We start from the raw sequence: 13,446 nt of genomic DNA, 5'->3' as shown, positions 1-13,446 counted from the left end.
ACCCCACCCCACCCCCCCCCCCCCCCCCCCCCCCCCCCCCCCCCCCCCCCCCCCCCCCTCCCCCCCCCCCCCCCCCCCCCCCCCCCCCCACTACGGCCCCCACCGATTCCCGTTCGCCCTCGTCCCGGACCGGCCGCTCGACGCCACCGGCACCCTCACCGACCGGTACCCGGGCTACCCGCATCCGCCGGCCACCGACAGATCTGCCGCGGCGCCCTCCTCGCCGCAGCTGACCTCCACCTCATCCCGCCGCCCGAACAGCTCACACTCACCTGAACGAGAGCCCCGACAGTGCTGTCCGCCTTTGACGAACTCCGCCGCCGCGGCCTGCACCGTCGTCTCTGGTCGGTCTTTGCCGCCCCGGCGACCTGCTGGTCGCCGGCCCCAAGCCCGCCCGGCCACCCTTGACGACTAACGGCTGACCGTTCACCGGCCCAGCGGGTTGCCCCGTTCGACGACGAGATCGCGGTGACCCGCGAGTGGTACCGGGCAGTACACGACCAAGGTGTCCCTGTCGGTGGAGGTGACCATGGCGGACGAGACGGTGTCTCCCCAGGGTCGCCGCCCTGGAACAACTAGGTTCTGTCCGGCCGATCATGCGGGTCGGGTGGCGAACAGTCAGGAACGCCGGTGCCCGTTCTGGCACGCTGAGGCTCCGCACCGCACTGCTGGAGCGGAACCTCGGCGGCCGAGGTGTCCGCCCGCCAGCGTTAGGGCCCGTCTGACAATTGATCATCGGGTGGCTTCGCGAGGCCAGAGGATCAGGGAGGCCAGGATGAGGCTGGCACCGCCAGCTCCTGCGGCGGCCCCGGACCCGGCACAACGGAGCACCGGTGGGCCCCGCTTTGAAGGGGGATCCCACCGGTTCGGCCGACAGGTACAGGCTCAGACCAGTCAGTCGGTCTCGCAGAGGGCCCAGGCCTTGGTCTGTCCAAGGCGGGCCTGGGTGACCCACCCCCTGCCGTCCTGGCTGGGCCCGTTGCCGATCAGGGCCTCCCCGTCGAGGATGCCTCCGCCCCTGTTGAGCGCCGGGTACCAGTCGTAGCCGCCGCCGATCAGGTGGGTGCCGTTCGGGCAGGTGGCCCGCGATGACTTACCGGGGTCGCTCTGGGGCCCGGCGACCACTTGGGTGGTCGTTGCCGCAGCCGTGGTCGCCGTGGCCACCCCGAACGCGCCGGCGGCGAGCAACACGCCCGCCATCGTGACTCCGGTACGCAGGCCCTTACTGGTCATCAAGTCTCCTCAGCGGGTTCCGGCTCCTGTCACCGCCCTGATTCCACACGAACCAGCTGGGCAACCCGACCGGAAGACTGAACCCGATGCCGCCGGGTTGACGGCTCCCGGACGACCGGACTCCACAGCAGCTATCGCTCCGGGAGGCCACGCCACGGTGCCCCCGTCCGTAACCGCCACAGCGCACCGTCGACCCACCTGCCGGTGATCACGCCACCGACCGCACCGCCCGTTGCGCACCGGCAAGAACGGCCGCAGCCGATCCCAATCCGCATCTGACAACTCCCCCCGCCCCCGCCCCATACCCACCACAACGACCAGCCCAGGCAGCAGTCACATGATCGACCGGACAGCTCCTCGGGGATGCCGATCACGACGGGGGACCAGTGTTCTCGTGGAGAACGGTCAGGCTGGGCTGCCCGGAGAGACGGGTATCGGGGCCGGGCCCTTCTAAACCGCACCTGTCAGGGACGCGGGGCAGGAGGGCCCGGCGCCCTCAAGCCACCCAGGGCAAGGCCCGCCATCGCGGTCGGACACTCCCTCCGATCAGAAGGCACCCGATAGGGGCGGCTCCCATTCCCGCCGACGATCATGAACCTGTGGCATAGTCCGACGCCTTCACAAATGGACCAACGTGGCTCCCGAAACCACCGCCCCAGTGGCTCTACTTCACCTTCACCCCGCCGAAAACAGCCTCTACGAACAGATCCACGCCGACATGGGCATCAAGGCCCCGGTCGACCGCGACGCACTCACCCAAACCAGGGCTGGTACCGATGAAATCAACCGACGAGCGGAACTCGCCAGGCGGCAACACGTCCGCAACCCGTACACCGAGCCATGGCCCGATACCGGCCAGCTTCCAGTTGCCGCGGCCCAAGGGTGGCGCCTCCTGTCCTGGTTTCTCTGGACCTGACGGAACCTGCTGCTGCGCCGACCGCCACGAGCGGGGCTGAGCTGTTCCAGGTTTGACGTCGCGCCGGTAAGATCGCCGTTGTAGAGCTTGCGCTGTGCGCAGAGAACGGCTCCACCCCGGCCGATCGGCCGGGGTGGAGCCGTTTGCGTCGGAAAGTGACTCCCTTGGAGAACTCTTCCGGCAGGTGCGAAGGGCCAGCTCAATGCCAGGGCATCCCGTAAGGTCTGGTCCGAGTTGGTGTTGATGGGAACGTCATGGGAACAGACCGGCGGTGCGGGCTAGTGCTGACGAGTGCAGCATGAATCCGCTATCACCCCACTGACCTGCGGTGGAGTGCTAGCGGGTGCGGCCGAGTGCGGGTTAGTGCGGATGACCTGGAGTCTCATAATCCCTTGGTCGTGGGTTCGAGTCCCACCCGCCCCACCTCGAACAGCCGTCAGGGCATGAGTAAAAATGACGCCCTGACCTGGCGAAACGTGCAGGACTTCGATCGGAACTGTAGAGCATGAGGCGCCCCGCCGGTCTGGCGCCGCGCCGAGATTCACCCGCCAGTGGACATGACGAGGGGTTCGCCCCCGGGCTGTCGGCAGCGTCCCGGCCGAGTGGTGCAGTCCGTCCACCGAGCGCGGCCAGGCCGCGCCGTTGCCCGCCTGCGGAGGGGCCGTGATGGGTGGGCGCGATCAGGACCGTCTTGAGTTTCCGTCAGGGAAGTCGACTGGCTCCAGGCCCGGGTGTGGACTCTCAAGTGAACCTCGAATCCGTGGAATTCCTTTATCAATGAGCGCCATCCTGAAATCTGGCAGTATGTCTGGTTCTTCGATCCGAGAGAGCTTCCGACCAGCGGATCTCAGTCGGGCGAGGGTGGTTCGGCTATTGCCCGAAAGTCGCCCGTCGGTCATAGATTCAAGCGGAATCTTTACGTCCGAACCGGCAGTCCGGAGTTCCTCCCGCAGGGGCGGGGGTTGCCCATCCGGCGCGTGATAGGGTCCTGAATTCATGACCCGGCGCATACCAGGCCGGGTCGGCTTGGGGGGAATCCAGGTGGCCCGGTTTCGTCGGGTCGCCATCGGCAATTCGGGCGCGCCGGCGAGGGACGCATGCGTGAAGGTGTGCAGTCGCCAACCTGTGCCAGGGGCTGTCGGCGCGACTTCTGCTTTCTTCACACACCATGCCCGGACTCACCGGACCATCGGTTCTGAGGATTCCGGGTCTTCTGACCGGGGGGATGAGAAGAATCGTGTACTTTCGCGTTCTCGGAGCACTTGCAGTGGAGACGGACGGCGGGACGCCGCGCACTCCGCAGGCGTTGAAGCTCCGGGCCCTGCTGGCGCTGTTGTGCCTGAACGACGGCCGCCCACTGTCCGCGCCGCAGCTCATCGACGCCCTCTGGTCGGGGACGCCGCCGCGCACCGCGTCCACCGCCCTGCAGGTGTACGTCTCCCGGCTCCGCAAGCATCTGGCGGGTGCGGGCTTCGACGTGTCCGGGCTGCTGACCAGGCCGCCCGGCTACATGATGGAACTCGCCCCGCTCACCCTGGACCTGCACAGCTTCGAATCGCTGTGCCTGCGTGCCGGGGAGCTGCGGGCGGTGGGCCGGCTGGAGGAGGCCTCGCTGCTGCTCTCCCAGGCACTCGGGTTGTGGACCGGCCCGGCGCTGGCGGACCTGTCCACGGTTCCGGCATTGCAGAGCCTGGGCCACCAGCTGGACGAGAAGCGGTCGGCCGCGCTGGAGGAGCGGGCCGAGACGGAACTGCTCCTGGGACGGCACAAGCCGCTGGTCGGCGAGCTCTACGGGTTGATCGACGAACAGCCGATGCGGGAGACCTTCCACGGTCTTCTCATGCTCGCGCTGTACCGCAGCGGCCGACCGGCCGAAGCCCTCATGATCTACAACCGCATCCGGCGCGTCCTCATCGACGAGATCGGCATCGAACCGGGGCCCAGGCTGAGGCAGTTGCAGCAGTCGGTCCTGGCACGGGACGCCGGCCTCGAAGAGCACACACTCGCCCATCTCGCCTGCTGAACGGGCTGACCGCATCCCTACGGCTCGTCCGGCCCCGCGACGCGCTCCGCTCGCGGGGCCGGACGAGCCGTACCGGCTCCCGCCCCGGCGAGCCCCTGCCGCAGCGGCTTGCGGCCCCACTGGGGCCGGCCGAGGGTGATGAAGGCCTCCGCCCGCATCGCCGCGAGCCCGATCCGCGGCAGATCGCGGGTGTGCGGGAAGACCAGGAAGCGCGGCACCCACTCCGGCTGGAACTTCGCGTTGAACTTGTACAGCGACTCGATCTGGAACCAGCGCGAGAGCAGTACGAGCAGCCCCCGCCAGGCCCGCAACACCGGTCCCGCGCCGAGCCGTTCTCCCCGGGCCAGGGCTGAGCGGAACATCGCGAAGTTGAGCGAGACCCGGCGTATCCCGAGTGCGGGCGCCGCCTGGAGAACGGCGACGATCAGCAGCTCGTTGAGGCCGGGGTCGGCGGCGCGGTCCCGGCGCATCAGTTCCAGCGAGATTCCCTCGGGGCCCCAGGGTACGAAGTGCAGCACGGCGGCGAGGTCGTCGGCCTCCGGCTTCCCGCCCGCCTCGCCCGATCCGACGTCCGGGGAGTGGTGTGCGGTGACCACCACGCAGCCGGTGTCCTCCACGTCGCCGAAGCGGCCGAGAGCGGTGGAGAAACCTCGCTCGATGTCGGTGCCGCGCCAGCGGGCCGCTGCGGCCGCGATCCGCGCCCGCTCCGCGTCGTCGAGATCGCGGACCCGGCGGACCTTGCAGGAGTAGCCGTTGCGCTCGACGCGTTTGACCATCTGGCGCACATTGCGCATGACCCGCCCGCTCAGTGAGAAGTCGGCCGTGTGCACGACCGCTTCATCACCCAACTCCAGGGCGTCCAGTCCCGCTTCGCGCGTCCACACCTCGCCGCCGGTCTCGCCGCACCCGATCACGGCGGGCACCCAGGCGTGCCGCCTGGCCTCGTCCATGAACGCTTTGATCGCTCCGGGCCAGGCCTCGACGTCGCCGATGGGGTCGCCGGAGGCGAGCATCACACCGGACTCGACGCGGTAGGCGATGGCGGCCTTGCCGGTCGGCGAGAACAGCACGCTCTTGTCACGCCGCAGCGCGAAGTACCCCAGCGAGTCGCGCGCCCCGTGCCGTTCGAGCAGCTCACGTACCCGGGCCTCGTCGTCCGCGGAGAGCTCCGCCAGCGGTTTCTCGGGCCGCAGGAACAGGTAGGAGGTGGTCAGCAGGGTGATCAGACCGAGCGCGCCGAGTGAGTAGCCGACCAGGTCCGCGACCCGATCCGAGGTGTAGCGCACCGGCCCCTCGACTCCGACGAGTCCGTACGCGGTGTGCCGCAGCCGCTCCTCCAGTGAGGGCGAGCCGGCCTCGTAGTCCGGGTGCACATTGGTGATCAGCAGCCCCAGCACGAGGGAGACGCCGCCCACCGCGATGAAGCTCAGCAGCGTTCGCCAACGGGTACGCGGGTCGGACAGCGCGTAGAACTCCCGCCGGTACAGCAGCATCACCAGGAGCAGCGCGAACGACACCGCACCGGTGGCGGTGGTGTGCCACCGCAGGAGGTGCAGCAGCCCGCCCACCGGGAGCAGCACGACCACCGCCCGCCAGGCCCGCCGCTTGCGGCGGCGCAGCGCGTGCGCCAGCAGCACGAGCAGCACGCCGACCATCAGCGAGCCGACCGCGGTCACCGTGGTGGTGCCACCGGGCAGTTGACCGGCCAGCAGGCGCACCCGACTGTGGCGGAAGCCGGGGAAGACGGCGGCCGCGAGGTCGATCAGCCCGATCAGCAGGCAGGCGTACGCGGCGAGGGTGGGGACACGCGGCCGGGGCGCCGGGGTGGCCAGGTCGCGAAGGGTGTGCGCTGCCGGGCGACGACTCGTAGCCGGACCCGGGCGGGGAGGCGCTGGATTGTTCATAGAGCGCGAATCTAAAGCCGGATCAGAGGATTTCAGTCATCCTGAAGAATGAGATCCGGCGGGATTAAGGGGCGCTTTAGCGGAGTGAAATGCAAGTGGTGTGCATGTGGAGGTTTAGCGCCCGCGTCTAGCATTCTTCTCGCAGTGGAGTCAGGCGGAGCCGGGTTGTTCGGTCGGGATCGCGACGATGCGCTTTTCTTCCCGTTGCTTCCCGAATTTTTCGCGCGTCCTCCACATTCCGTCCTTGTATTCGGCGGGAATTCGCCGGCCGGTGCGCACCATGAGGAGTGTGAGAGAAGTGTCAGGGTCAGGATCCGGCGACATGCGCCTTCCCGTGTCAACGGCCCAGCGTGAGATGTGGCTGGCCGAACAGGTCGATCCGACCGCTCCACAGCAGCGCATCGGTGAATACCTGGAACTCCAGGGGGCCATCGACCGGTGGGTCTTCGAAAAGGCGGTGCGGCAGGCCGTCGCGGAGGCCGTCCCGATGCACGCCCTGTTCGTCGAGGAGGACGGTGAGCCCCGGCAGTGCGTGACCCCCTTCTCCGACTGGGAGTTCCCGGTCCTCGACGTCTGTGGCGAACCGGACCCCGCGGCCGCCGCGCGGGCCTGGATGCGGGCCGACCTGTCCCGCCGGATGGACCTTTCCCGAGGGCCGCTCTTCTCCTACGCGCTGTTCAGCCTGGGGCCGGATCGCAGCTTCTGGTACCTCAGCGCCCACCACGCGGTCGCGGACGGGCACACGGGCGCGCTGATCGCCCAACGGGTGTCCGAGCTCTACGCCGCCATGACCGCGGGACTCCCCCTGCCGGCCAGCCGGTACGGGGCCATCCGGGAGATGCTGGCGGACGACGCGGACTACCAGGCCTCCGGCCGGGGTGCGGCGGACCGGGCGTACTGGACGGCCCGGTTCGCGGACGGACCGGAAGTCGCCACCCTCGCCTCCCAACCGCCGGGCGGGCCCGCCGCGCAGGGACAGACCAGTCACACCGGCAGCCTCTCCGTAGCCGAGACCGAGCAGCTCAAGGCCGCCGCCCGCTCGGCCCGCACCCACTGGTCCGTGCTGGTGATCGCGGCCGCGGCCGCCCAGGTCCACCGGCTCTCCGGCGCGCAGGACGTCATCCTGAGTCTGCCGATGGCCGCCCGCACCGACGCCGCGGCGCGCACCACGCCGGGGATGTACTCCAACGTCCTGCCCCTGCGCGTCACGGTCCGCCCGGATCTCACGTTGCACGAGCTCGTCCGTGAAGTCGCCGGTGGATTCCGGGAGATGATCCGGCATCAGCGTCACCGGGGTGAGCGCCTGGGGCGCGACCTCGGCCTGCCGGACACGGGGCGCTACCGGACCGGTCCCATGGTCAACATCATGGCCTTCGACTACGACCTGCACTTCGCCGGTCGGCCCGCCACCGCCCACCACCTGACCCAGGGGATCGTCGAGGACCTGTCGTTCACGGCCTTCGACCGCGCGGACGGCCTGGGGCTGGGCATCGACCTGGTCGCCAACTCGGCCCGCTACGAAGCCGACGAGCTGGCCGCGCACCACGCGCGCTTCCTGCGCCTCCTGCGCGCCTTCAGCACGGACCGGGACATGCGGGTCGGCTCCGTCGATCTGCTCACCGAGGGCGAGCGGATCCGGTTGCTCACCGAGCTCGGCGGCCCCGAGCGCAAGTACCCGGAAGCCGGCCTCCCGGAGCTGTTCGCCCGGCAGGCCGAGGACACCCCGCACCTGCCGGCCGTGGTCTCGGCGGAGACCACGCTGACCTACCGGGAGCTGGATACCGCCTCGAACCGCCTCGCCCGGCTCCTCATCTCGCGGGGTGTCGGGCCCGAGCGGATCGTCGCCATCGCGTTGCCCCGCTCGGCCCTTCTCGCCGTTGCCGTCCTCGCCGTCCTCAAAGCGGGCGGCTGCTATCTCCCCGTTGATCCCGAATATCCCGCCGAGAGGCTGTCGTTCATGCTGAGCGACACCGTGCCCGCCGTCGTGCTGACGACTGTGGACACGGCCCGGCGGCTGCCGCACACGGACGCCCCCCGGTTGATCCTCGACGAGTCCGGCACCCTGGGCGAGCTGGATCAGTTGGTCGGCACGGAGATCGACGACGAGCAGCGGCTGGGCCGGCTCGACCCGGCACATCCCGTGTACGTCATCTACACCTCGGGCACCACCGGCCGGCCCAAGGGCGTGGTGATGTCCGGGCGGGCGATGGTCAACCTCCTGTCGTGGCACGACGAGGCCTTCCCCTCGGCCGCCGGGGCCAGGGTCGCCCAGTTCACCGCGCTCAGTTTCGACGTGTCCGTGCAGGAGATCCTGTCCGCGGTGCTGTTCGGCAAGACCCTGGTAGTGCCGACCGACGAGGTCCGGCGCGACCCCAAGCTGCTCGCCGCCTGGCTTGACGCGGAGTGCGTGAACGAGCTCTTCGCCCCCAACCTCGTCCTGGAGGCCCTGTGCGAGGCGGCCCTCGACCAGGGGTGGACCATCCCGTCGCTGCGGGTCCTGGCGCAGGGCGGTGAGGCGCTCACCCCGAGCCGCCAGGTACGCGAATTCGTGCGGGGCCGCGCCGGGCGTCGGCTGCACAATCACTACGGCCCGAGCGAGACCCACCTGGTGACGGCCCACACCCTGGCGGCGGACGTCGACGCGTGGCCGCCTGCCGCCCCGATCGGCCGGCCGATCCCCAACATCAGGGCGTACGTCCTGGACGCCGGCCTGCGCCTGGCCCCGGAGGGGGTGCGCGGAGAGCTGTACCTCGCCGGGGCCGGGGTGGCCCGGGGCTACCTGAACCGTCCCGGACTCACCGCCGTACGGTTCGTCGCCGACCCGTACGGGCCGCGGGGAAGCCGGATGTACCGGACCGGGGACGTGGTCCGCTGGCTGCCCGACGGGCAGCTGGAGTACCACGGCCGGTCCGACGACCAGATCAAGATCCGTGGATTCCGGATCGAGCCCGGCGAGATCAGGTCGGCCCTCGCCGCCTGCCCCGGTATCGTCCACGCCGAGGTGGTGGCCCGCGAGGTCAGGCCCGGGGACCGGCGGCTCGTCGGATACGTCGTACCGCAGACGCGGGGGTGCGACACGGCCGCGGTACGCGAGTTCGTCCGGGCGAGGTTGCCGGCCCACCTGGTGCCCTCGGCCGTCGTCGAGCTGGCGGAGCTTCCGCTCACGCCGAACGGAAAGCTGGACCGCCGGGCGCTGCCCGAGCCCCGGCTCACCGGCGGCGCACCGGCCCGCGAACCGGCCACCGAGCAGGAGCGGGTCCTGTGTGGCCTCTTCGCCCAGGTACTGGAGTTGCCCGCGGTCGGTGTCGACGAGAACTTCTTCGACCTCGGCGGGCACTCCCTCCTTGCCGCCCGCCTCGTCGCGCGGATCAGGGCCGCGCTCGGCACGCCGCTGGAAGTGCACGCGCTGTTCGAGTCCCCGAGCCCGGCCGGGCTCGCCCGGCGGATCGCAGACCCTTCGTCCGGCGCTGCGCCGCAGTCCCTGTTGCCGTTGCGCGCGGAGGGTTCCCGGTCTCCGCTGTTCTGCGTCCACCCGGCTGCCGGAATGGGCTGGCCGTACGCGGGGCTCCTGCCGCACCTCGGCCCCGACCAGCCCGTGTACGCGCTCCAGGCGCGGCGCGGGCCCGGGGAAACGCCGGGCTTCCCGGCCACCGTCGAGGACATGGCCGCCGACTACGTGGCACAGATCCGTGCGGTGCGCCCCGAGGGCCCCTACCGGATACTCGGCTGGTCCTTCGGCGGTCTGGTGGCCCACGCCATGGCCACCCTCCTGGAGCGCGAGGGCAAGGTGGTCGACCTGCTCGTGATGGTGGACTCCTATCCCGTGGACGACCGGCTCCGGGCCGACATGCCCAGGTTCAGCGAGGACGAGTTCGGCCGCTCCCTGCTCCAGTCGGTCGGCGACGACGATTTCCTCCTCGGGGACGACCGGGCCCGGGCCGCGCTCCGCGACGTCTACCGCAACGACCTCGACCTGATGGCCGGGTTCAGGCCCGGCAGGTTCCACGGCGGATTGCTGTTCTTCCGGGCCGCGGAGTCCGACCCCGGCGACCCGTACGAACCGGGCCGCAGCACCGCGGCGGTCTGGGCGGGCCACATCGGCGGCGCGGTCGAATCCCACGACGTGCCGGCCACCCACCACCGCATGATGCGGCCGTCGGCCCTGGCGGAGATCGGGCCGGTCCTCGCCGCGCGGCTGCGGTCCGCGGACGCGTAACGGCCCCGCCCCGAGGCGACGGCCCCACCAACCCCGGCGCACCCGCGCCCCGAGGACCAGGAGGTCCACCGCATGACAACCACTCCGACCCACCCCGAGCACACGGGCGTCGACGCCGCGCTGGCGGAGGTACGGTCACTGGCCCGCCGTGGCATCGAGGGCCGGACGGACCATCACGGCCCCCGGCTCCTGCGCAGGCTGTTGGAGGGCCGGCAGGGCGGCCCGTACGAGCACTTCGAGGTACGTCCGTCGGGACCGCTGATCGGCGCCGAGATCCACGGCATCGACCTGCGCACCCCGCTGAGCGACGAGGCGTTCGGCGAGCTGGACCGGGCCCTGCTCGAATGGAAGGTGCTGTTCTTCCGCGATCAGGACCTCACCGCCGAGCAGCAGCGGGCCTTCGCGTGCCGATGGGGCGCGATCGAGGGGCACCCGTTCCTGCCGGCGGGTACCGGAGAGGACGTCGTGCGACTGGAGAAGGGCAAGCAGAACCCCGGCTTCGAGAACGTCTGGCACTACGACTTCCCGTGGATCGAGCGCCCCCCGCTCGGCGCCGTCCTGCGCATGGTGGAACTGCCCGAAGGGGGCGGCGGAGACACCCTGTTCACGGATGCGGCCGCCGCGTACGACAACCTCCCGGACGAGGTGAAGGCGCGCATCGACGGGCTGAAGACGGTCAACGACTTCACCCCGTCGGCCAACTACCGTGAGCTGATGACCGACGAGCAGCGGGCGCACTTCCAGGGGGTCTACCCGCCGGTGGAACACCCGCTGGTGCGCACCCACCCGAAGACCGGGCGCAAGACACTGTTCCTGACGTCGATCTTCACCACCCACATCGCGGGCCTGCCGGCGGACGAGAGCGAGGAGCTGCTGGCCCACCTCTTCCGCCAGCTGGAGTACCCCGAATACCAGGTGCGCTTCCGCTGGGAGGCGAAGTCCATCGCCTTCTGGGACAACCGGGCCGTGCAGCACTACGCCACCTCGGACTACCACCCGAACCGCCGGGTCGTGGACCGGACCGCGATCGCCGGCGACCGGCCGTTCTGACCTGAGCACTCGGTCTGGCACGCCCCGCACCCGCCACTCACGTCATACGGAGGAACACCCATGCGTCTCAGCGAAGAACAGATCGCCCGATACCACGAGGACGGATTCCTCCTCGTGGAGTCCGTGCTGGACGACCGGGAGGTGGAACGGCTTCGAGCCGCGTTCCAGCGCGACTGCCGCGTTCACGGTCCGCAGGTGATCAGGGAGGAGTCCCGGGACGAGGTGCGCGCGGTGTACGCCTCGCACCACCGGCAGCCCGAGTACGCCGGGCTGATCCGGGACCCCCGGATGCTCGTGCCGGTGCGGCAGCTGCTCACGGACGACGTGTACGTGTACCAGCTCAAGATCAACGCCAAGCCGGCGTTCGGCGGCGAGAAGTGGTCCTGGCACCAGGACTACGTCGCCTGGCGCCTCGCCGACCGGCTGCCCGCCCCGCTCCAGGTCAACGTCGGTGTCTTCCTCGACGCCGTCGACGAGTTCAACGGCCCCGTGATCTTCGTGTCCGGATCGCACCGCTACGGCCCGGTGCGCGGCAGCCGCACGGCCGAGGCCAAGTCCGCCCAGCACCTGGACCCGGAGGACATCGCGCTGACTCCCGACCAGCTCTCCACCCTGGTCGCCGAGCGCGGCATGGTCAGCCCCAAGGGCCCGGCCGGCTCCCTCGTCTTCTTCTCGCCCGAGATCGTGCACGGCTCCGCACCCAACATGTCGCCCTTCCCACGCCGACTGCTCATCGCCACCTACAACGACACCGCCAACCTGCCGAGCTGGACCGGTGAGCCGCGCCCCGACTACGTCGTGTGCCGGGACACCGGGCCCCTGCGCATCCTCGACGCCCCCTTCCTCGACGCCCTCGAAGGGGTGTCGGCGTGATGCGCGGGAAGGCCGTCGTCCTGGAGGAGCTCGGCCGGCCGCTCGCGCTGCGGGAGTACGAGGTCCCGCCCGCCCCGGTCGGGGGGATGCTCGTCGCCTGCCGCCACGGCGGTATCTGCGGCACCGACCTCCATCTCCAGCAGGGCCATCTGCCGATCCCCACCCCGCTGGTCCTCGGCCACGAAGGCCTCGGCACCGTCCACGAGCTCGGTCCGGGCGCCCCCGGACACGATGCCACGGGAACCGCACTGCAAACCGGCGACACCGTGATGTGGGCGTCCTCGATCGCCTGCGGCTCCTGCGTCCCGTGCCGGCTGCACCGTGAGCCGACCCTGTGCGAGAACCGCCGCACCTACGGGGTCAACCGCTCCACCACCGACGGTCCCGAGCTCTCGGGCGCCTGGGCCGAGTTCATCGTGCTGCAGGCCGGCACCACCGTCGTGAAGCTGGACGACGGCATCGACCCGCTGGCCGCCATGTCCCTGGCCTGCGCGGGGCCGACCGTGGTGCACGCCCTCCTCGAGCGCAGGCCGGTGCGCCTCGGCGAGACGGTCGTGGTCCAGGGCAGTGGTCCGGTGGGCCTCGCGGCCGCCGCGTTCGCCCGGCTTGCCGGGGCTGCCAAGGTCATTCTGGTGGGCGGTCCCGACAGCCGACTGGCCCTCGCTGCCGCCGCCGGCATCGGCGACGTGCACCTCGACATCACCGCGCCCGGCGACGCCGAGGCCGTCCTGGACCGGGTCCGCGCGGAAACCGGAGGAACCGGGGCCGACCTCGTGATCGAGTGTGCGGGCGTGCCCGGGGCGGTCGCGCAGGGCCTCACCCTCGCCCGCCGGGGCGGCTCCTACCTGGTCATCGGCCAGTACACGGACGCAGGCGACACCCTGTTCAACCCGCACCAGATCGTGTACCGGCAGCTCGATGTCGTCGGATCCTGGGCGTTCACCGGCGCGCACCTCGTCGAGTACGTACGCCTGCTGCCCGCCCTCACGGCCCGCTTCGACCTGGGCAGCCTGGTGTCGTCCTACCCGCTGCACGACCACGGGACCGCGCTCGCGGCCGTGGCGGACGGTTCGGTGATGAAGGCGGTCCTCACGAACCCGTAGGTGTGTGCGAGGTGGTAAGCGTGGGGGGGGGGGGGGGGGCCGCCCCGGGTGGCGTGCCCCCGCCCTCCAGCGCGGGACCACAAACGCCGGGGTCGCATCGGGAGGGTGACTTCGCCTTTCTCCCCCTT

The 13,446-nt window shown here is 70.6% G+C and carries 9 protein-coding genes and 1 pseudogene; 5 read left to right on the top strand and 5 right to left on the bottom strand.

Features of this window, described 5'->3' with window-relative positions; translation table 11 throughout:
- Positions 1–894: 894 nt before the first annotated feature.
- The 3 genes and pseudogenes from AC07AL_RS00805 to AC07AL_RS00795 form a co-directional block, all read right to left on the bottom strand.
- Positions 895–1,233, bottom strand: coding sequence for a hypothetical protein (locus AC07AL_RS00805; protein WP_478316227.1), 339 nt, complete (start codon positions 1,231–1,233; stop codon positions 895–897).
- Between the two features lie 134 nt (positions 1,234–1,367).
- Positions 1,368–1,536: pseudogene (locus AC07AL_RS00800) on the bottom strand (transposase); the annotation flags it as partial.
- Between the two features lie 361 nt (positions 1,537–1,897).
- A complete protein-coding gene (locus AC07AL_RS00795) occupies positions 1,898–2,113 on the bottom strand; it encodes a hypothetical protein (RefSeq protein WP_478316225.1) in 216 nt (71 codons plus the stop codon).
- Positions 2,114–3,386: 1,273 nt separating this feature from the next.
- Here AC07AL_RS00795 and AC07AL_RS00790 point away from each other — a divergent pair.
- Positions 3,387–4,172, top strand: a complete 786-nt coding sequence (locus AC07AL_RS00790) for an AfsR/SARP family transcriptional regulator (protein ID WP_400985171.1) — start codon at positions 3,387–3,389, stop codon at positions 4,170–4,172.
- Positions 4,173–4,189: 17 nt separating this feature from the next.
- Here the strand turns inward: AC07AL_RS00790 and AC07AL_RS00785 are convergent, their stop codons facing one another.
- The gene (locus AC07AL_RS00785) at positions 4,190–6,076 is read right to left on the bottom strand and encodes a phosphatidylglycerol lysyltransferase domain-containing protein (protein WP_478316223.1); all 1,887 of its coding nucleotides are present in this window, start codon (positions 6,074–6,076) and stop codon (positions 4,190–4,192) included.
- A gap of 150 nt (positions 6,077–6,226) precedes the next feature.
- Entirely contained in the window at positions 6,227–6,358 is a 132-nt protein-coding gene (locus AC07AL_RS00780; protein WP_363586317.1) for a hypothetical protein, read from the bottom strand.
- Positions 6,359–6,398: 40 nt separating this feature from the next.
- Between AC07AL_RS00780 and AC07AL_RS00775 the strand changes: the two genes are divergently transcribed.
- From AC07AL_RS00775 to AC07AL_RS00760, 4 genes are all read left to right on the top strand, one after another.
- Positions 6,399–10,292 (top strand): amino acid adenylation domain-containing protein, encoded by a 3,894-nt coding sequence (locus tag AC07AL_RS00775; RefSeq protein WP_363586316.1) that lies wholly within the window; start codon positions 6,399–6,401, stop codon positions 10,290–10,292.
- A 72-nt stretch (positions 10,293–10,364) separates the two neighbouring features.
- Positions 10,365–11,342, top strand: coding sequence for a TauD/TfdA dioxygenase family protein (locus AC07AL_RS00770; RefSeq protein WP_363586315.1), 978 nt, complete (start codon positions 10,365–10,367; stop codon positions 11,340–11,342).
- A 60-nt stretch (positions 11,343–11,402) separates the two neighbouring features.
- Entirely contained in the window at positions 11,403–12,215 is an 813-nt protein-coding gene (locus AC07AL_RS00765; protein ID WP_363586314.1) for a phytanoyl-CoA dioxygenase family protein, read from the top strand.
- Positions 12,215–13,318, top strand: a complete 1,104-nt coding sequence (locus AC07AL_RS00760; RefSeq protein WP_363586313.1) for a zinc-binding dehydrogenase — start codon at positions 12,215–12,217, stop codon at positions 13,316–13,318. Before AC07AL_RS00765 ends, AC07AL_RS00760 begins: the two co-directional genes overlap by 1 nt.
- Positions 13,319–13,446 lie beyond the last annotated feature (128 nt).

Source organism: Kitasatospora sp. NPDC043949, from assembly GCF_056435365.1.
Note: the sequence above shows the minus strand (reverse complement) of the source record. Positions and strands in the feature narration are given on the sequence as shown.